At 30.1% G+C, this 20,813-nt stretch carries 18 protein-coding genes and 2 riboswitches; of the genes, 8 read left to right on the top strand and 10 right to left on the bottom strand.

Features of this window, described 5'->3' with window-relative positions:
* Positions 1–58 precede the first annotated feature (58 nt).
* From T514_RS0106440 to T514_RS0106430, 3 genes are all read right to left on the bottom strand, one after another.
* On the bottom strand, positions 59–778 hold the full coding sequence (locus tag T514_RS0106440) for a TMEM165/GDT1 family protein (RefSeq protein WP_027624029.1): 720 nt from the start codon (positions 776–778) through the stop codon (positions 59–61).
* A gap of 97 nt (positions 779–875) precedes the next feature.
* A riboswitch (yybP-ykoY riboswitch) is annotated at positions 876–1,022 on the bottom strand.
* A gap of 147 nt (positions 1,023–1,169) precedes the next feature.
* Entirely contained in the window at positions 1,170–1,901 is a 732-nt protein-coding gene (locus tag T514_RS0106435; protein WP_027624028.1) for a hypothetical protein, read from the bottom strand.
* Positions 1,902–2,058: 157 nt separating this feature from the next.
* Positions 2,059–3,573, bottom strand: coding sequence for a methyl-accepting chemotaxis protein (locus T514_RS0106430; RefSeq protein WP_027624027.1), 1,515 nt, complete (start codon positions 3,571–3,573; stop codon positions 2,059–2,061).
* Positions 3,574–3,921: 348 nt separating this feature from the next.
* Between T514_RS0106430 and T514_RS0106425 the strand changes: the two genes are divergently transcribed.
* Positions 3,922–4,872 (top strand): DMT family transporter, encoded by a 951-nt coding sequence (locus tag T514_RS0106425; RefSeq protein ID WP_027624026.1) that lies wholly within the window; start codon positions 3,922–3,924, stop codon positions 4,870–4,872.
* Between the two features lie 177 nt (positions 4,873–5,049).
* On the opposite strand, the gene vanT is transcribed toward T514_RS0106425, so the two are convergent.
* From vanT to T514_RS0106405, 4 genes are all read right to left on the bottom strand, one after another.
* Positions 5,050–7,188, bottom strand: coding sequence for a serine racemase VanT catalytic subunit (gene vanT, locus T514_RS0106420; RefSeq protein ID WP_027624025.1), 2,139 nt, complete (start codon positions 7,186–7,188; stop codon positions 5,050–5,052).
* The gene (locus T514_RS0106415; protein WP_027624024.1) at positions 7,181–7,948 is read right to left on the bottom strand and encodes a M15 family metallopeptidase; all 768 of its coding nucleotides are present in this window, start codon (positions 7,946–7,948) and stop codon (positions 7,181–7,183) included. The genes vanT and T514_RS0106415 overlap by 8 nt, the downstream gene beginning before the upstream one ends.
* Positions 7,945–9,012 carry a D-alanine--D-serine ligase VanG gene (vanG, locus tag T514_RS0106410; RefSeq protein ID WP_027624023.1) on the bottom strand — a complete coding sequence of 356 codons (1,068 nt, stop codon included), beginning with the start codon at positions 9,010–9,012 and terminating at the stop codon, positions 7,945–7,947. Before vanG ends, T514_RS0106415 begins: the two co-directional genes overlap by 4 nt.
* Positions 9,013–9,456: 444 nt before the next feature.
* A complete protein-coding gene (locus tag T514_RS0106405; RefSeq protein WP_027624022.1) occupies positions 9,457–10,323 on the bottom strand; it encodes a LysR family transcriptional regulator in 867 nt (288 codons plus the stop codon).
* Positions 10,324–10,457: 134 nt separating this feature from the next.
* Here T514_RS0106405 and T514_RS0106400 point away from each other — a divergent pair, with 134 nt between their 5' ends.
* Together T514_RS0106400 and T514_RS0106395 are read left to right on the top strand one after the other, a co-directional pair.
* Complete coding sequence (locus tag T514_RS0106400) at positions 10,458–11,816, top strand: MATE family efflux transporter (protein ID WP_027624021.1); 1,359 nt, start codon at positions 10,458–10,460, stop codon at positions 11,814–11,816.
* Positions 11,817–12,028: 212 nt separating this feature from the next.
* Complete coding sequence (locus tag T514_RS0106395) at positions 12,029–13,123, top strand: RtcB family protein (protein WP_027624020.1); 1,095 nt, start codon at positions 12,029–12,031, stop codon at positions 13,121–13,123.
* 190 nt (positions 13,124–13,313) lie between these two features.
* Here the strand turns inward: T514_RS0106395 and T514_RS0106390 are convergent, their stop codons facing one another.
* Positions 13,314–13,670, bottom strand: coding sequence for a hypothetical protein (locus T514_RS0106390; protein WP_027624019.1), 357 nt, complete (start codon positions 13,668–13,670; stop codon positions 13,314–13,316).
* A gap of 668 nt (positions 13,671–14,338) precedes the next feature.
* On the opposite strand from T514_RS0106390, the gene abc-f reads away from it, so the two are divergent.
* Positions 14,339–15,946, top strand: coding sequence for a ribosomal protection-like ABC-F family protein (abc-f, locus tag T514_RS0106380; protein ID WP_027624018.1), 1,608 nt, complete (start codon positions 14,339–14,341; stop codon positions 15,944–15,946).
* A gap of 190 nt (positions 15,947–16,136) precedes the next feature.
* On the opposite strand, the gene T514_RS0106375 is transcribed toward abc-f, so the two are convergent.
* Positions 16,137–16,532, bottom strand: coding sequence for a winged helix-turn-helix transcriptional regulator (locus T514_RS0106375; protein ID WP_027624017.1), 396 nt, complete (start codon positions 16,530–16,532; stop codon positions 16,137–16,139).
* A 147-nt stretch (positions 16,533–16,679) separates the two neighbouring features.
* Between T514_RS0106375 and T514_RS0106370 the strand changes: the two genes are divergently transcribed.
* Positions 16,680–17,858: an iron-containing alcohol dehydrogenase gene (locus T514_RS0106370; RefSeq protein ID WP_027624016.1), complete on the top strand. Its 1,179-nt coding sequence runs from the start codon at positions 16,680–16,682 to the stop codon at positions 17,856–17,858.
* A gap of 160 nt (positions 17,859–18,018) precedes the next feature.
* On the opposite strand, the gene T514_RS24020 is transcribed toward T514_RS0106370, so the two are convergent.
* On the bottom strand, positions 18,019–18,900 hold the full coding sequence (locus T514_RS24020) for a vanadium-dependent haloperoxidase (RefSeq protein WP_051541856.1): 882 nt from the start codon (positions 18,898–18,900) through the stop codon (positions 18,019–18,021).
* A 396-nt stretch (positions 18,901–19,296) separates the two neighbouring features.
* On the opposite strand from T514_RS24020, the gene T514_RS0106360 reads away from it, so the two are divergent.
* The 3 genes from T514_RS0106360 to T514_RS24015 all read left to right on the top strand — a co-directional run bounded on the left by T514_RS0106360 (position 19,297) and on the right by T514_RS24015 (position 20,384).
* Positions 19,297–19,602 (top strand): hypothetical protein, encoded by a 306-nt coding sequence (locus tag T514_RS0106360; RefSeq protein ID WP_027624015.1) that lies wholly within the window; start codon positions 19,297–19,299, stop codon positions 19,600–19,602.
* 162 nt (positions 19,603–19,764) lie between these two features.
* Positions 19,765–20,088, top strand: coding sequence for a hypothetical protein (locus T514_RS0106355; protein ID WP_027624014.1), 324 nt, complete (start codon positions 19,765–19,767; stop codon positions 20,086–20,088).
* Positions 20,085–20,384 (top strand): hypothetical protein, encoded by a 300-nt coding sequence (locus T514_RS24015; protein WP_051541853.1) that lies wholly within the window; start codon positions 20,085–20,087, stop codon positions 20,382–20,384. The genes T514_RS0106355 and T514_RS24015 overlap by 4 nt, the downstream gene beginning before the upstream one ends.
* A gap of 186 nt (positions 20,385–20,570) precedes the next feature.
* Positions 20,571–20,746: riboswitch (cobalamin riboswitch) on the top strand.
* The last annotated feature ends 67 nt before the right edge of the window (positions 20,747–20,813 follow it).

The raw sequence follows: 20,813 nt of genomic DNA, 5'->3' as shown, positions 1-20,813 counted from the left end.
GTTTTTACACAAAAGTTTAAGGGGAAGATTGATAACCGTCCCCTTAAATTTTTAAGTATTAATTCATTGATAAAGGATCATCATTATTTTCAGTATCATCTTTAGTTTGTACTATGTTAGAAACTTGGTCATGGTAAGCAAATTTAACACCAATTAAGTATATTAGTAATCCAAGTATTAAGAAATAAGGGATAATATATGTTAGGGTAATAAATGAAGAAGGCATAGAATTATAAAGGGTTAGAGTTCCAAAGAATATAAATACTATTCCTGCCATCCATTTTATATATTTTTCAGGGATGTGTTTACACATCCATGCTCCCCCTATAATACCTATACCATCTGCAATCATCATACCAGCAGTGGTTCCCATAAGAATATTAAGTGGCTGATTACTTTCAGCAGAAATTGTTATAGTCATAAGTTGAGTCTTGTCACCCATTTCTGCTATAAAGAAGGCTATAGCTACTGTGACAATTGGGCCGAAGGAACTCTTTTTTTCATCATCTTCATCAATTTTATCTCCTCTTAAAGTCCACAGACCAAAAATTAAGAAAGATATAGCCGCTACAATTTTAACAGTATCCATTGGTATGAAGTTACCTAAATAACTGCCTACTGCCACTGCAAGAGCATGATTTAAAACTGTTGCAATAAAAACTCCTATTAGTACCTGTTTAGCCTTATATTTACTAGCCATAGCCATAGCAAGTAATTGCGTCTTATCACCCATTTCTGCTACAACTACAAGGAATAAGGCTTTAATAAATGCTGTCATTTTTCTACCTCCTAAAATTATTTTAAAAAAATAAAGACTTTTAACACAACGACAACTCATTATGTTGAAAATCTTTTTTAGTGTTTTTTACACTAAAAAAGACCTTCAACACAATGAAAAAATCATTGTGCTAAAAGTCTCACTTGACAAAATAAGTCACGATAAAGCCAGGCACAAAGGCCAGTATGTTGACTTTATCACTCATATATATAAATATGAGCAGCTACTCCCTTTTAACGGTTTTTATGAGTAATTTACTTACTTTAAATGTTAACATATAAAGTATTAATAATCAATAAGTTTTAGATAAGGATTTTAGAGCAAATTCAATAAATGTCCTTTAAGGTTGTGGGAAAATGGGAGATGTTCTTTTAGTGAATAACCATCCCCTTTACATTTTTACAACAAGACGTGTTGCAATAGGTGAAAATTTATCCTTATTCCATTGTAAAATAGATTCTACATAGCCTAAAGTATCGGAATTGTAAATTCCTATGATTCTTTGATCTGCAAGAAGGGTAAAAATTTCAGAACCATTTAAACTCAAAGGGGATAAATATGAAAGAGAAAGCACTCCTCCAGTTTCTGGCTCTTTTAGTTTGCCATTTGAATCATAAATTTTAGATAGATATTCTTTATCTCGTATAGCTGTAAGATCTATTATACCTTCTAGCTTTTTGCCGGTGGATTTAACCCGTACCTTATAATAATCCTCATATACTGCACTATAGTCATTTTCATCATTAAATTTATCAAAATCAAAAATAAGTTTTTCTATATTGTTTTTAAAGGAATAAATATAATTGAAATAATAGTTGGCACTACCACCAGAAGCTATAGATAAGAATACTTGAGGAGTTTTATCATCAGTGAATCTTCCAATAAATAAATTTGGATCAAATCCGGAATTTTCCTTTGGTTTAACTATTATATTAGTTCCTGTTTTTTTGTTTTCCACAGTAAGAGTTAAATCATCGATAAAACCATTTTCGCCATAAGGTTTTTTACCTGTAAGTGTTAAAGTTTCATCAAGTCCATCGCCGTTTACGTCAGCAACCTTAGTTTGGAGAATATACATTTTATCTGAAGGGTTAGTTAATTCTTGTGGTATTCTAAAAAACATATAAACACCTTAAAGTATTATTATTACATTATTATATTAAAAAAATTGAAAAAAGGTACAATAATATTCTTGGCTTCAGTTTACAAAATAATTTGGGATAGTTACAAAAGTTAATAACTATCCCTTATATGTATAAAAGTATTTATAAATTTATATGTTAGCAGCTACAATAATCAGTGCAGCTTTCGCAACTAGTATTTGATGAGTTGAATATTTTTTCACCTTTTGAGTCAAGGCCCTTAATATCTTCCATAATTTCATTTAATAATTTGAATATACTAGAAGATAATTCCTCAGCTTGATTATAAAAATTATTAGCAGTTTCCAAATTATTGTCTTTAATAGAATCCATTGTTCTCTTACCAAGTTTATGAAAATCTAAATGTATTTCTCCAAGCTTTTTCCAACTTTCAGTAATCTTTGGATTATCTACACTGATTGAATAATAGAAATGTCCAAAGGCACATTTAGTTCCATCTAATTGAATAGGGTGTGCTTCCATATCATCTACAGATTTTTTTAAGTTAGCTAGCCAGTCTTTATGGGATGTTATTGCTTTTTCTAGATAAGCAAGGACCTCTTTGTTACTTAATGAGTGTGAGCTGTTTTTTAAATGAGATAACATGCCTTTAACTATTTGAGATAACTCAGCATCAATTCTAGAAATTTTTCTTGCTTCTTCTGAACTTTCAACGGAACTTTTGTATATGTCTTCCGTCATGCTATTTAGTTTTTCAGCATCTACAGTTGATATTTCCATTGCTTTATTAATTTCATTTACTGAAACATTAATGCCGCTTAGAGAGTTATTTAGTACTTTTATATCCTCAACAGTATGACCTAGTAGGTTAACATTTTTTTCTATAGTAACTTTAACAGTATCAATTTTCTCACTCATTCTATTTGTTTCTGAAATTGTTTTATCCATACTAGTCTTACCGTCGCCAGCAGCTTTATGTATATTTGACATTATAGATTTCATACCATCAAGGTTTACTTTAGTGTCATCTGCAAGTTTTCTGATTTCATCGGCAACTACTGCAAAGCCTTTACCATGTTCCCCTGCTCTAGCAGCTTCTATAGAAGCATTAAGAGCTAATAGATTTGTTTTTTCCGCTATTGAATCTACAATGCTTACAATATCATTAACTTTATTAGCCATTTCCACTAAATAATCTATATTGCTGCTCATTACATTTGCATTGTTTACAACGTTTTCTTTAATTACACCAAGTTCTTCTACTTGATTTAGTCCTTCAACGTTACTTTTCATAAGGTCTGAGGATGAATTTGAAATGGTGTTAAGAGTATTTGTTGCAACATTAATAGTTTCATTAACTCCATTCATACTAGCAGTAGTTTCTTCAACAATAGCCAAGTTAGATTGACTAACTTCAGCCATGTCTTTAGCAAAATCAGTTAGTGAGCTTGATATATGACCCATTTCAGAATCAAAGTTACTTATATCCGCACCTATTTGAATAATTTTTTTTGCAGACTGGGCTAAATTTTCTTCACTAGCAAAAAGTTTTTCAAAACAATCAGCTATTTTAATATGAATACCATATTTAATATCAGGTTTTTTTGTTAATTGACCATTTATACGGTTATTAACATAATCTATAATTTGTTCAGCCTCATAACAAGGTGTTTTTTTTGATTTAAATAGCATAAGTTTACTCCTCCTTAAATTATATGGTTTTAAAACCAATGTCATTTAGTAAATTATACCATACGTTCAGAGGGAGTTCTAGTTGAAAAAATCACTTTTATGAAGAATAACATAATATTTTAGGGTATTTAAGTAATGTTTTAGATATATATGTTGGATGGAATTAATAATTTGCAGATTTTTAGACAAGTGTTATACTGAAAGTGTGGTGGAAATTAATCCATTTACGCGATTTTTAAACAATTCAACCCATTTTATTTATATATAATATGGGTTGAAAGTATGCTCATTACATAGTAAAATCTACATTGGATTATTTAGATTATAAGGAAAGTGAGTGAAATTTTGGTGAATTTTGAACTTAGGACAAAGGGAATAATACTTGTAATTATAGGAGCAATGTTATGGGGAGTATCAGGTACTGTTGCTCAATATTTATTTCAGGAAAAAGGATTTAGCACAGAGTGGCTTGTTGTGATTCGGTTATTAGTGTCAGGAATAATATTATTAGTATATTCTTTAATGAAAGGTGATAAGAATGTATGGAAAATATGGCGAACTAAACATGACGCATTTAGCCTTATGCTTTATGGTGTTGTAGGAATGATAGGGGTGCAGTATGCATATTTTGCAGCTATTAAATATGGAAATGCAGCAACAGCAACCATACTTCAATATTTATCACCAGTGATAATTACTTGCTATTTAACTATTTTGGCTAAGAAATTACCAAATATGAAGGAGCTAACTGCAATTGTTTTAGCTATATTAGGTACATTCCTTATTATTACAAAAGGTAATATTAACAGTATATGTATTTCTAAGGAAACATTGTTTTGGGGAATTATTTCTGCTTTTGCAGCAGCTTTCTATACATTGTATCCGCGTCATCTACTTGCCAGATGGGGATCAATACTGATAGCCGGATGGGGCATGCTTATTGGTGGAATAGCTTTTAGTTTTGTCCATCAACCTTGGAATTTTACAGGTGAATGGTGTGTTGGTTCTATGGTTGCTGTTATATTTGTAGTTATATTTGGAACTTTAGTTGCTTTTTGTTGCTATCTCCAAAGCTTAAAATATATAAAACCAACAGAAGCAAGTGTACTATCTTCCATGGAACCTTTATCGGCAGCATTACTATCTGTTGTATGGTTACAAGTTCCCCTTGGAATAGCACAATGGATAGGAACAGCATGTATTATATCTACAGTTATAATTTTATCTATGGCAAAAGGAAATAATCAGGATAAGGACAAGCATTTAAAGGAGAAGTATTTAATAGATAAGGAAGCATAGATATAGTGAAAAGTAAAGGATAATCTTTTTATTACGTCGTTATGAAAAATTTCAAATTGAGTAAGTTTACAAATTACCGGTCATTTATGGCAGTAAAAGAATATGGAATGATTAATAAACAGAGAGAATTTTTCATTAGCAAAAGTCCTCTCTGTATTTTATATAGAAAATAGATATTTATTTATAGCAATATACCTTACATAATCGGTTGCCTAATCTACTTAGTATTTCATTGGTGATTGTGTTTGCATGACTAGCAATGTCATAGGCGGTTATTTCTGCGTCACCAGATTTTCCAAGAATAACTGCAATGTCATTTTGTTTAACAGAGGGTATATTTGAAACATTAATTATGGTTTGATCCATACACATACGTCCAATTATAGGTGCCATTTCTCCATTAATAAGCACGTTACCATTTCCATTAGATAAACTGCGTGGAATGCCATCTCCATAGCCAATAGATACAATAGCGATTTTCATATCTTTAGGAGCTGTAAATTCTAAGCCGTATCCTACAGCCTCCCCTTGTAAAAGTTCTTTGACGATGGAAACTCTTGCTTTGATTGAAAGAATTGGTTGTAAATCAATTGCAGACTTTGTACGGTCTTCTGCGGTACTTAATACACCATACAATATTATTCCAACTCTTGCGTAATCACAACTCAATTCAGGATAATTTAGTAAACCATAGCTGCTTTGAATATGTTTTTTTGGACATGAGTAACCAAGTGCTTCTAATTGTTCAATGGTTTCATAAAAGCATTGAATTTGATGATACGTAAAATCTACATCAGATTTATCCAAACTATCAGATACACATAAATGAGAAAAAATACCCTGGATACTTAAATTGTCACATTCAAACATCTTTGTAATGTGGGATATATTTTCAGGACGTTCGCCCAAACGGTGCATACCCGTATCAATTTTGATGTGTACCTTTATGATTTTCCCATACTCATTGAGAAGTTTAGCATACTTATAATCTACAACTGTTTGCGATAATTCATATTCTTTTAATAAGTAAAATTGAGATGGATGTGTATAGCCTAAAATTAGAATTTCACCTTTTACATTATTTTGGCGTAATGTGACACCTTCAGTTACAGAAGCTACACAAAAGGCTTTAATTCCAAGTTTATTTAATTCTTGTGATATTTTTATGGATCCATGTCCATATGCATCAGCTTTAACTGCTGGCATAAGTTCACAGCCTGTTGGTAGTAATTTTTTTAAAGCTTCAACATTGTGGCGTAAAGCATTTAAGTCAAGTTCCATCCATGCTCTACCTTTATAGAAATTAGATTTTTTATTAAGTGTCATTATAAATGCCCCCATTATAGAAAAAATAATAGAAAATATACATACAACAATGTAGTGAATAACGCTGTTGTGAATTAGTAAAAAACTTAATCCAGTTACTTTTGCTATTCCACGCACAACAATGATAAACAATGGATGAATTATGTATATGCATGCAGAAATTGTGCGTAATACTGGTAATGACCTTCCATTTTGGTTAAGAAGTATTTGGAATAGAAAAAACATACATGGAAGTAGGAAAATATACATGCTGTCATGTCTTTGGAGCCCCATATTATGTAGTACGAGCCCCTCTATGGTCATTAGAAATATAGTAATTAAAAAGCTTATAGTGGCAAATTTCTTTTGACAACAACCACTTTTTGCAATTATATAGCCCATAAAAAGAAATATTGGAGCATAAAAAATACCATTTCTTGTATAGGAGCTAAAAGTAAAAAGAAAATCATATATGGATTGTATCCAAGAAATTTGTGACACAATACCATAGTAGCTATCACCAAATAAGGCAATAATGTATAGGATACTTGAAATAATCAATACAGTTTTTAAAGAATATTTGCGGCATAACAGGCAGATGATTAAGATACCTATTATAGAAGCAGGCAAGTACCATAGGTGGTAAAAGGTTCCGTCAAATAAAAGATCTTTTATAACAATGCTAAAGAAATTTTTACCTGTAAAATGGCCTGCATAAAAATTAACAGGTAAATATAGCAAAATGGCTATACCATATAGTGTACAGGTTTTCTTGATAAATCTATGAACTGCAGACCAATCACCATTTTTTTTTGCCATGTATCTAGGAAGTAAAAAATATCCTGTTGTCATTAAAAAGAATGGTACAGCTATACGGGCAAAGATACGAACAATGATAAAATCTAATGTTTTATTAATTGAAGATAATGGAGAAGTATGTATAGCAACAATTAGCAAAGCTGCAATTATTCTAAAATGGTCTATTCCCGCATAGCAGTTTCTTTTATTCACTCTTATTTCTCCAGGTTGTTACAATAAAGCCGTCCATATTGTTGCCTGAAATCTGATAAGTAGTATTATTTGGTATATCTATTGTTGTTTCATTACAAGCTGCTGCTTTTACATAGGATATTTCTACTGTACAATTTTCAAGAGGATAAATTAGAGGTTGCTTTTTATATGGATACTGTTTAAGTAATTCTACATATTCTTCAAGTGACAGTTTTTTTTCTGTCATTATTGTAGAATGAGGAAAACCAACATAGCGAAAATGCCAAGGTTCATGGGAAATGCCAGTTATTTTTTCTTTGCTTTTTTGATATCTTTCAATAAAACCAAATAGGGGAGACTTTTCTCGGAATTTCTGGCAAATACCTTTATATGGGAAATATGGTCTTATAAAATCAATATTTGGTCTGTTTTCTGCAAGATCAATAGCAAGACCAGTTTGATGTTCACTGTGGTTAGGAAGAGCAACAAACTTTTCTGTAAATTCCTTACCGTTTTCCATCAAAGAATTTTCATAGATTTCTTTTTGCTCATGGAGCGAGCGAAAGCCACTGACAGCAACAATTTGTTTTGTGCAAAAAAGAGCATCCATACATTGCTTTAGTATAGTTTTGACCCTTGTTTCCATAAGAATAGAATTTTTTTCACCATTTATAGAAGCAAGGTTTTGTGCTGGTATATTCATGCGTATAGGATATTGCTTATTTACCAGAATAAGGCTGCCACGGTATATATCCTTATTATGAAGTTTTAAAGTTTTCATTGGATCACCGCCAACTGGATAAGTTGTTTTACAATGTCTTCAAAAGATAGTCCAATACTTTTTAGCATATTTGGATAACGGCTGTGAGAGGTAAAGCCAGGTATTGTATTTACTTCATTAAACACAATATCACCATCTGGTGTTAAGAACATATCTACTCTTGCAAATCCGCTGCACCCCAATGCTTTATAAATTGTAATAGCTGCTTTTTTAATTTCCTCTGCTTTTTCTTGAGGAATTCTAGCTGGAACATGAATACTAGAAGTTTTCAAAGTGTATTTTTCTGTATAGTCAAAGAAACCTTGTGATAATTCTATTTCATCTACATTACCAACAATGAGCTCATCCGTACCTAAAATGGCACATCCTACTTCAAAACCGTTTATAGTTTCTTCAACTATTACTCGATCATCATGCTTGAAGGCTTCTTCAATTGCTTCTGGAAGGCCACTTCTATTACAGACTTTTGTTATACCAAAAGATGAACCAGCTTTTACAGGTTTTACAAATAGAGGATAGTGAAGATTTTCTGCTTGTGTTAATGCAATGGTAGCCCCCATTTGTTTGCTAATAACAAAGGAACATGGTATCTTTATGCCAGCAGCATTGACAATTCTGTGTGCCATATCTTTGTCCATACACAGTGCGGAACATAAGGTATTGCAACCTACTACAGGAATACCCGCTAGTTCTAAAACTCCCTGAACCGTACCATCTTCCCCATTTTTTCCATGAAGCACAGGGAAAGCAGCATCTAAGGATTTGGTTTCTACTTTTTTTCCTCTAAAAATCACGATACCATGCAATTCTTTACTAGGAGAAACCATAACTGGTATACAGGTTTCTTCTGAAGACCATGTATCACTTAAGATATTGTCAATTTCTCCTTCATATAAGTACCATTCACCTTTTTTAGTAATGCCAATTAAAATAGGAGTATATAAATTTTTGTCCATGTGGGTAATTACTGCATGAGCTGATTGAAGTGATACTTCATATTCAGTAGAGCATCCTCCAAATAATACAGCCACGTTTTTTTTACGGCATGAACATTGTTGATCCATTTCGTTTTTGCTTTCCTTTTGAGCATCATATGATGTTGTAAGTTGATTTGTATTCATTTTTAATCAAATCCTTTCTATTTTAATAAATTACCTTCTGTAAGTGAAAATATTTCTTATTTTTACTATAATTATAAAGTTTCAAACTTACAGAAAGGTGATTTTTATCTTACTATTTAGTAAGGTAGATATATAAGAACTAAAATACATTTAATAGAGCAAACCTTTGATATATCTATAAGATGATTATATCGAAGACATATTAATACTTACTTAACATTTACTTATGGAAGTATTAAGGAAAAATAAAGAAATGGTAAAGAAATGATTAGAATTTTATTAACGCTAAAATTTATCTATAATAAAAGGCCATCACCGTGAAGAATAACGGCGTGGCCTGTATGGGGAGAGAAGAACTATTTATTAAACTTATTATTGATTTGTACTCTATAATTTAAAATTGTCTAGAAACTTTTTAGAAACGGTAGATAGATATCTATCTTTTACTGTGATAATTGCGTTTTGAGTATAAAGTGAAGGCTCATTGATTATTTTATATTTTAAATTTGTATCTTTTACAAGATTCAATGCAGATAAGGGAACGATAGCTATACCAAGTCCTGCTTCAGCCCATAAAAGGTTTACTGGCAAATAATCATTTAGGCAAAAGATATCAGGTTCAAAGCCTATATCTAAACAAGCAGATGTAAAAATTTTCTCAAGTCTACGAGTTATTATTATAGGTTTATCCCTCAAATCTTTTATGACAATTGAATTAGTATCATTTGAAAGGTCATAATTTAATGAGTACAAGGCAATCATAGGTTCCATATCACAATATAAAACATCTAATCCTTGAGTACTAATAGGAGTCCTAATTATGCCTACTTCTATTATTCCATTAAACAACAGTTCAAGAATATCAAAGGTGCTTCCTTCATACAATTCATATTTTATATGGGGATTTTCTTTGTTAAAACTGATTAACTTACCATTTAAAAGTGTACTATCAAATATCGGAGTTAAACCAATCTTAAGAGTTCCTGCTAGGCCATTATTATAATCAGCAATTTCCTTATGAACTGATTCAGTAAGTTCTGTTATATGTTTTGCTTTTCTATAGAGTATTTTACCTGCATCTGTAAGAGTCATTTTTCTTGAACCACGATGCATAAGCTTGGCGCCAAGTTCTTCCTCTAGCAGCTTTAAATGATTGCTAAGTGCAGGTTGTGCTATATGAAGTTTTTTTGAAGCAGCTGTAATATTTCCTTCCTCAACAATAGTTGTGAAAAAGGTAAGTCCTTTTATATCCATAATTTCACCTTCTAAACTATATAAAATTTTATATAGTATGTATCATAATTTCGTATTTTTATTATATTATCATCTATGATATAATTCAATAAATTAAAATAAATAAGGCGAATAAAGGGACGGAGGATTAAATTATGAAAGGCGACATGACCGAAGGAAATACGTCGAAAATATTAATAACTTTTGCTATTCCAATGGTATTTGGAAATATATTTCAGCAACTTTATAATACAACAGATGCTATAATAGTTGGAAGATTTATTGGGAAAAATGCTTTAGCATCAGTAGGGGTTGCTAACCCTATCATGTCAATTGCAATTTTCTTTATATTTGGTATTTGTATTGGCACATCTGTACTTATGGCTCAGCTTTTTGGAGGGGCAAAATATGAAGATTTAAAAAAGGAAATTTCCACAGCTCTAATTGCAGGAACAGTTTTTACTATAGTAGTATCTATACTTTGTATGTTCCTATCTAGATGGTTCCTTATAATAACTGGTACTCCTGAGGAAATTTTAAATGATGCAGATATATTTTTAAAGATAATATTTGGGGGACTAATCTTTTCCTTTTTATATAACTTTTATTCCTCGGTTCTTAGAGCTATAGGAGACTCAAAAACTCCTCTAATTTTTTTACTTATTTCCTGTATATTAAATGCTATTTTATGTGTTGTTTTTGTTGTAGTTTTTGGACTTGGTGTGGCTGGATCTGCTATTGCAACAGTAATTGCTCAGGGAGTATCATCTGCACTTTGTATATTATATGTTTATAATAAGATTCCTTTAATCAGGTTAACTCCAAAGGAATTAGTTATAGACAAGCCTTTATTAAGGCAAACTATACAATATAGTTGGGCCACTGCATTACAGCAAACTTGTTTGTATATTGGACGATTATTGGTTCAAGGAGTAGTTAATCCATTTGGAACTAATGCCATAGCTGCATACAATTCTGTTACAAGAGTTGATGCTTTTATGCTATCTCCTGCAGACGCTTTTGCTGCTTCCGTTGCTACTTATTCTGCTCAAAATAAGGGAGCGGGAAAGTGGAATAGAATAATTGAAGGATTCAAGAAGAGTAATATAATAATGACTGCATATAGTGTAGTTACCTCATTTATTGTTTTTTTAGGTGCAGAAGGAATTATGAAGTTGTTTGTGCCAGGTTCCGAAACAGAGGTTATATCAATAGGAATATCCTACTTAAAATTAATGTCTATTTTCTATGTGCTTTCAGGATTCTGCAACATTTTCCAAGGGTTATTCAGAGGGGTTGGCAAACTTCGTATAACACTTAATGCAACTTTCATGCAAATCGTTGTAAGGGTTGTACTTTCATATATGCTTGCACCATATGTAGGAATTTTAAGTGTATGTTATGCTATTGCTGTTGGATGGATTTTAATGATTATCTATGAAGGGCTGGCATGTAAGAAATACTTTAGCAAAAATTTAAAGTTGAATTTATCATCAGATTGCACTACAGAATAATTTTATATTTATAGGAACAGTTAATGACTTTTAAGCTTTTAGCAAAACTTCTATGGAAAAGTTCATAACTGTTCCTAAGTTTTTAGAATAGAAATTATAGTTGGTTCTAGTTGATAACTGTCTTTTCTATACTTATAATAGAGATAATAGTATGAAAAACTAAAATAACAATTGATGTGGACTAGAAAAAGATAATATATTAGGGGTGTAGTATGATTGAAATAAATGGTAAGTATAATAGGGCAATTGTTTATACAGATAATATTGAGGATGGTGCAACTAAACAGATTGAAACTTTATGTAATGAAGAATTTACAAAAGGAAGTAAAATACGAATAATGCCAGATGTACATTGTGGAGTTGGGTGTACTATAGGAACCACAATGACAATTGATGATAAGGTTGTTCCTAATCTTGTAGGTGTTGATATAGGATGTGGAATGGAAGTTATAAAAATTGAAAATAAGCGTATTGAGCCTCAAAAGCTTGATAAACTAATTTATGAAAAAATTCCATGTGGTTTTAAAATAAGAGACAAGGAACATAAATTTATTGATGAAATTGATTTAAATGAACTTAAATGTAAGGAAAAAATAAATATTTCTAGAGCTAGAAAAAGTATTGGAACTTTAGGTGGAGGAAATCATTTTATAGAAGCTAATAAGGATAATGATGGAAGTATATATATTGTTATTCACTCAGGTAGTCGTAATTTAGGACATGAAGTTGCAAGTCTTTATCAAAAAGAAGCCCATAAATCATTTAATGGTAATAACAAAGATTTAGCTTATGTATCTGGTGAACTTTTTAAAGATTATATTCATGATATGAGAATTGTACAAAGATTTGCTGACCTGAACCGTAAAGCTATGCTCCATGAAATAATTAAGGGGATGAAGCTTAAGGTTAGTGAAGAGTTTACTACTATTCATAATTACATTGATACAGAAAATATGATTTTAAGAAAAGGTGCAGTTTCAGCAAGAGAAGGGGAAAAACTTTTAATTCCTATAAACATGCGTGATGGTAGTATTATTTGTATTGGAAAAGGAAATGAGGATTGGAATTTTTCAGCCCCTCACGGTGCTGGTAGAATTATGAGTAGATCCCAAGCTAAAAATTCATTTACATTGAATCAATATAAAAAGACCATGCAGGGGATTTTTACAACATCAGTAAATAAAGAAACTCTTGACGAATGTCCGCTTGCATATAAGCCAATGGAAGAAATAATGGATAACATTAAGGATACTGTAGAGATAGTCCAAAAGATAACACCAATATATAACTTTAAGGCTGCTGAATAGAGGAAAAGGCAGATAATAATTGGAAGTTAATAGGTGGTTAACAATAAATACCCATGCACTTAAAAGAATTAAGTTCATGGGTATTTTTGTGGCAATCTTATTATTGTAAATTAGTAAATAGAGATACTGAAGTGATTCTTAGATTTAGATAGAGTTTACTTAATATGAATGCTTACTCCAGATACGTCTCTTAAAATTTTAATATTAATAAGCTTATACCAATGGTAATAGCTGCAACTAAACTTAATACTATTGAAAAATTCATGGATTTATCCTGTAGTTTCATATAAAGTCTTATACTATCTTCCTTGCCTTTTTTTGTTGAACCAATATATGAATAATATCTATCAGTAATACTATGCTTTAGATTACCCATTGCAGAAGAAGCTGTAATAATTACTAATATACCTGAAGAGTAAAAAAGTATATTGCTTAAACTTTCTAAGGATTTATTGCTTTTTGTAATCCATATTAAGAAACATATAATTATATTTATTATCAGCATTATACCCATTGTTTTTATATGATCCATAATATTTTTAAACATATAATACCTCCTCTATAATATTTCTATGCTTTATGTTCATATGTTTGCCTCTTTTTTATATTTCTTTATAAAAATCTCTATAAATACATAATACCAAATATACAGTACGATGTTAAATTATTACATTTAATTGATTAATGTTAAATATAGTAGTATAATTTACATATTATTAAACATGAAAGGGTAAGGTACTAGAGATATGAGAATGTAATCCTTTTTAGAACAAATTTCATCACAAAAATAACCAAGAAATATGCAATTTGTTAAGGTTTTTTTGTTGTGCTTTTTTACAGTTCTGGAGAGGATTAATGGTAGTGTATACCCTTATTTTTATCCGATGACTATCCGCTCTAATACTTTCATCTTTTTAAAGTGGAAGTATTAGAGCAGATAGTCCCTGGATAACGATTTCCCCTAAAGGATAACGACTTCTAAGGAGTAAAACTCCTAAGAATTCTGTTAATAAGCTTCAGTGGGAGTAAAAACTTCTTCTGAAGCTTAGAAATCTGTTTATGTTCATATATATAATAAAATACTGTATTTTTGTATAAGAAAACTATACTTGAAATTAAGGAGCGCTCTATACATAAATATGGCTATAATTATATTTTATGAATATGGTTACACAAGCTCATTATCCTCTCCAGATAAAATGGAGGGGATTTTTTATGTTGTTATTAGAAATAAATAAGGTGAAAAAATATTATGGTGATAGGTTAATTATGGACATTGATAATTTACTAGTTTATAGTGGAGACAAAATAGGTATAGTAGGTGTAAATGGTGCCGGCAAGAGTACTTTATTGAATATTATTTGCAATAAAAGTTTTTGCGATGAAGGTTCGATAAAAATGTATGAAAGTTATTCTTATATAACTCAAATAGATGAGCCTGAAAATATCTCGGAAAATGAAAAGAATACCTTGAGCGGTGGGGAAAAAACAAAGCTTAAAATCCAAAATGCATTTGATAAAAATAGCGGTATACTTTTGGCTGATGAACCTACATCAAATCTCGATATAGCAGGAATCCAAATGCTGGAAAAGAAACTGAAAAATTATAAAGGTTCTATTTTGATTGTGTCCCATGATAGAGAGCTATTAGATAATGTTTGTAATAAAATACTTGAACTAGATAATGGAAAAGTCAAATTATATAATGGAAATTATAGTGAATATATTAAGCAAAAGCAGTTAGAAAAAATAACGTTACAAGGTGAATATGATAGATATATAAAAGAAAAAAAGAAACTTGAAATATGTATAGATAAAACCAAGGGAAAATCCAATTCAATCAGAAGGACACCTAAAAGAATGGGAAATTCTGAAGCTAGGCTCCATAAAATGGGGGGACAGAAAGGGAAAATGAATCTGGATAATGCAGCTAAAGCTTTAGAATCAAGATTAAATAGACTAGAAGTAAAACAAAAACCAAAGGATTTAGAAAAAACTAAATTAGACATTAAAGCTGCCGAAGGAGTTTATAGTAAAATTTTAATAGAGGGTAAAAATATAAATAAAGCCTTTAATAAAAAACTTATATTAGAAAAGGGATTTTTTCAGATATATAACGGTAGTAAAGTAGCCTTAGTTGGACCTAATGGTTGTGGAAAAACAACTTTGATAAAAATGATTTTAAATGGTGAAGAGGGAATAGTAACTTCAAATGCATTAAAGATAGGCTATTTTAGCCAAACACTTAATATATTAGACGAAAGTAAAACCATACTCCAAAACGTTATAGATAATAGTATTTATGATGAAACCTTTGCACGCATTATATTAGGAAGGCTGCTTTTTAAAAGAGATGATGTTTACAAAAAGGTATCTGTTTTAAGTGGTGGAGAGAAAGTTAAAGTATCTTTAGCAAAAATTATTTTAAGTGATGTAAACACATTAATATTAGATGAGCCTACAAATTATCTTGATATTTATTCTGTTGAAGCTTTAGAAAAAATGTTTTCTGAATACAATGGAACAATTTTATTTGTTTCTCATGATAGAAGATTTATAAATAAAGTTGCGAATAAGACTATGGTTATGGAAAATCATAAAATTTCAATATATGATGGCAATTATGATGATTTTCTCCAAACTTTAAACAAGAAGAAGGATATAGACAAAAGTGAATTAAAAATGCAAAAAATGATTCTTCAGAATCGATTATCTGAAGTATTAGGAAGACTTTCTATGCCTTCTAAAACTGATGATATAGAAAAGCTGGATAGTGAGTATAAGGAAATTTTAAATATGCTAAAGGAATTAAAAGATGTATAGGATGGATGAAAAGAAGATTAAATTTTGCAAGGCTAATAAGAAATTGAAGATTACCATTGATAATTAAATAAATATTTTATAGAAATTAAAATCCCTCTGTGCTTAAAGGATAGAACACAGGGGGATTTGTTCACTAGTTTTTGCTATTAAAAGTTAATAGATTTACCTTTTAGTTTTCAATAAAATATTGTTAATTATCATCTGGTAATACAATGTTTTTTAAGCTTTCCTCACATAAATTATATTTTAAATTATAGCCAAAAAGATTGTTTTTAAAAGCCCAATTGCATAGCATATCAAGAATAGGAATAATTTCTTTACCGTTATCTGTAATTGAGTATTCAACCTTTGGTGGAATTTCAGCATAGACTTTTCTTTCTATTAAATTATCTTCTTCAAGTTCCCTTAATTGTTTAGTTAATATTTTGTGAGTTATGTCTGGAATTAAATGTTGAAGTTGACTAAATCTTAGAGTATGAAATTCTCCAAGAAACCATAGAATCAAAGGCTTCCACTTGCCACCAATAACCCTAAAGGCTACTTCAATTTCACAGATAGCTTCTTTTGACTTAATATCATTTTTCATAATTGTACTCCTAATTTAAATGGTTTATAGGTATCCTATAGGATACTTTCTATCAATAAAGTGCATTCTTGTGCAGTTTTATATATATTATTATACTATAGATAATGAGTTGGATAATATTAAATAATTACATTAGGGGGTATTTTTATGAATTTTAATTATTATATACCAACAAAAATATTATTTGGACCTGGAAAGTTAAATGAGCTCCAAAAAGAACCTCTTCCAGGTAAGAAAGCATTAATTGTTACAACAGCAGGTAAGTCTGTAAAAAGATATGGTTATTTAAGTCGTCTTGAAAAAATATTAACAAGTAAAGGAATTGAATATATTCTATTTGATAAAATATTGCCTAATCCAATTAAGAGTCATGTTATGGAAGGGGCAGAACTTGCCAAAAAAGAAAATTGTGATTTTGTTATAGGATTAGGTGGAGGAAGCAGCATTGATTCAGCAAAGAGTATTGCTGTAATGGCTAAAAATGAGGGGGATTATTGGGACTATATTTCTGGTGGCTCAGGAAAAGGAAAACCTGTGGAAAATGGTGCACTTCCTATTGTTGCAATAACTACTACAGCTGGAACAGGTACAGAAGCTGATCCTTGGACCGTTATAACAAAAGAAGATACTAATGAAAAAATAGGTTTTGGTAATGAACATACATTTCCGGTGCTATCTGTAGTGGACCCCGAACTTATGTTTTCAGTGCCAAAGGAACTTACTGCATATCAAGGCTTTGATGCACTTTTTCATGCAACAGAAGGTTTTATTGCCAATATAGCAACACCTATTAGTGATGCTTATGCTCTTAAAAGTATTGAACTTATAGCAAAATATTTACCTATATGTGTAAAGGACGGAATGAATATAGAAGCTCGTACAAATGTAGCATTAGCCAATACTCTTTCAGGTTTAGTTGAATCAACATCAAGTTGTACATCTGAACACTCTATGGAACATGCACTTAGTGCAAATCATCCTGAATTACCACATGGTGCAGGATTAATTATGTTATCAGAAGCTTATTATACGTTTTTTGCAAATAAAGTACCAGATAAGTTTATAGCAATGGCAAGGGCTATGGGAATTGATGTTGATTCTCTTAATGAAGAAGATCGTCCAATGGCTTTTGTAAAAGCTTTAATTAAATTACAACAGGAATGTGAAGTACAGAATTTAACAATGTCCAGTTATGGAATCAAAAAAGAAGAAATACCAAGTTTAGCCCAAAATGCACATAAGACTATGGGGGGATTGTTTACAGTAGACCCTTATAAGTTATCAATGGAAGAAACAGAGAAAATTATGTATAACGCATATAAATAATAAATTAGGGACAGCTAACAACGTTTTTGGATAAAAGTTGTTAGCTGTCCCTTAGTTTTTAAGGAGTTAATATCTACATTGTTATAAGGTAAGGCACAATATATTAAATAGGCTATAGAGCTATTTTATAATCTCTTATTATAAAGAATAACTTTGAAAATTAGCATATACATTTTTGAGTATAGTCTAAAGGATATATAGGTGCATTTTTATAGTTAGTATATTTAGTATCTATAGCAGCACCGTAAATATCTTTGGCGTTTTGAATTTGACTTAAAACTTTATAAGCTACATTCCTACCAAGTTTTAAACCCTCGCTTCCATCTATTGGATAGTGAACACCTGCATAAACCCTAGAAATAGAGCATTCTTCTGCTAATAAATTAAGCTTTTCTCTTTCGCATGGAAAGAAATAAGATAATATAACTTCCATGCAACCAGCACTAACAGAATGTCCTGCCGGATAACTAGGATGCGATGGAGTTTTTAAATAAGGAGTAAAACATGGTGCGTATTGAACAGGTCTTGGAATTTGGTATAAATATTTGAAATGCCAACAAATAACGAAAGCATCATTTAAGGCTTCAAAAAGTATTTTATAAATTCTAGTTGCTAAAACTACTGGTACAGAATAGGTGTTTAAAAGACATTGCAGGATTGGAGTAATTTGATTTTCCACTATTCCAAATCCCCAATAGTGTGCAATTTTCTTTTCATTTTCTGTTAAATTTTCGCCTATTTCAATTACAGTATCTAATTCTTTTCCACAAAAATCATCAGATACATCTGGTGTTTTGATATTAAAAGCTACTATATTTCCATTTAAATCTGTAAAATTATTATTTTCTATTTTAAAAAAAGTTAATGGCCAACTTCCAGCAGCAGGTGTTTCACCCATTTGGGTAAAGCTCCTACAATTATTACACACATTACAGTTGTTATTTGGATAAGAAATATCATCCCATCTATTTTTAACAATAGTAGAATTCTTGTTAGATGTGTTTGAATCATGATTGTTTTGTGATATATCTAAATTATCCATAAAAATCCTCCTTAATTTATAAAGGCTAATTTATTCTAGTCTATAACTATAATATGTTTTGCATAGGTTAATAGTTAATAAATTAAATAAGTTAATAAGAACTATTAATGAAAACTTTTTAGTAATAGATAAAATGATAATCTCTATAAATAACTATTTGGCATAATAACATAAATATATTTTAAACTTTAGTATCATATTTCTAAATTTTATATATTATATATTAAGAAAAACAAATTTAGTTATATATTAAAAAATACAATAATTAAAAAGGATGTTCTTATTAATACATATTGAGATTAATAGGACATTTTTTATTTATAAAATAGTATGTGAGTTATGTTAACAAAGTTAAAAATATTCAGGAAACATAATCTTATAAAGGAGGGATATATAATGGATAGAGAATTAAAAAGATATTGTCCACCTAGACCTAGACCAGAAAATGAAAATGAAAATGAATTAGAGGCTAATGCAGCTGCTATTGCTTATAATGAAAATTATAATATATTAGTTGTTCCTAATAATGGTGGCTTTGGAGCTAATGATTTAAGAAATAATGGATTAAATGGAAATAGGAATACTTTAGATGATATTATGAAAGCATTTGCAGATGATGATGGAGAAATTAGAGCAGAATCTAAAGCTGTTGGCAAAGCTAATATAAAAAACGTAAATCTAAACCTTATAATAACATTGTAAAATTAGTTTATTTAGAGATTACTATAGGAATATAATCCTATAGTAATTTCTACATAATAAAATTCAGATAGGGAGAATAAGTTTAATAAGTAAATTTCACTCGAACCTAGGAATTTCTTTATAAGTTTTTAGTATATTAATAAAAATAAAGAGGGTAATAAAATGTTAGAAAAGGATTCCATATGTGAATTTTCAAATCAAGGAAATATAAATTTTATAGTTATAAAAAATTCAAAAAGGACTTTAACTAGTGAGGAATATGTTGAAGATGCAATGAAATTATGTGATAAATTTGATGAGTATTCTAATTTAAATATGAATGTCATTTTTATTAATAATATAATTGAAAATGATGATAAAGAAAGTAATGATACAGAAGAAGATAAAAAAGAAAATTGTACAATAGAAGAATTTAAGCACAAAAACCACAATATAAATATAGTGTTTTTGAAAAACATAATTAAGATAAGGGGGGATAGTCTATGAGTGAAGGATTAACACACTATTATGAAGATGATTTAGATTCTACAGCAGTGGCTTTTGGATATAATAGAAACAAAAATATATTGATTGTACCAGATATAAATTCTGGAGGTTTTGGTTCAAATGGAGAAGGTAACAATACTACTGATAAAAAAGAAGTATCAAATTTAGATAAGTTACCAGAACTATTAAGAGAAACTATAAACAATGATGAAGAATCTCAAACAGAATCAAAAGCTATAGGCAAAGTTAAAATTAGAAATGTAAATTTAAATTTTATAATACAATTAAGATTTTAAGATACGGAAGTAAGTTTTAATCTTCCTGGGGAATGTTAGATATCCCCAGGAAAAGTTGTATTGTAAAGTCATTTACAGACTATAAATATAACTAATATACGAAAATTACTAAACTTAACACAATCTTTGACAATAATTTCATTGACAAACATAATTATTTATATTAGTATTGATTAGGAAATAAAACTTAATATTTCTTTATAAGGTTTACACATGTAATTAATAGGGAAGTTGGTTAAAACCACACAGCCCCCGCTACTGTAAAATGGACGAACCCTTATAGCCACTGATTGCTTAATCGGGAAGGCAGGGTAGTAGGATGAAATTGAAGTCAGGAGACCTGCCTTATAATGTTAATTACTCATCTCGGTGGGAGGTAGCAGTTATAAGATTTTATTTGTGTGAAATTATGACTACTGCTTTGTGTAG

Source organism: Clostridium lundense DSM 17049 (assembly GCF_000619945.1).
Classification (GTDB): domain Bacteria; phylum Bacillota; class Clostridia; order Clostridiales; family Clostridiaceae; genus Clostridium_AO; species Clostridium_AO lundense.
Note: the sequence above shows the minus strand (reverse complement) of the source record. Positions and strands in the feature narration are given on the sequence as shown.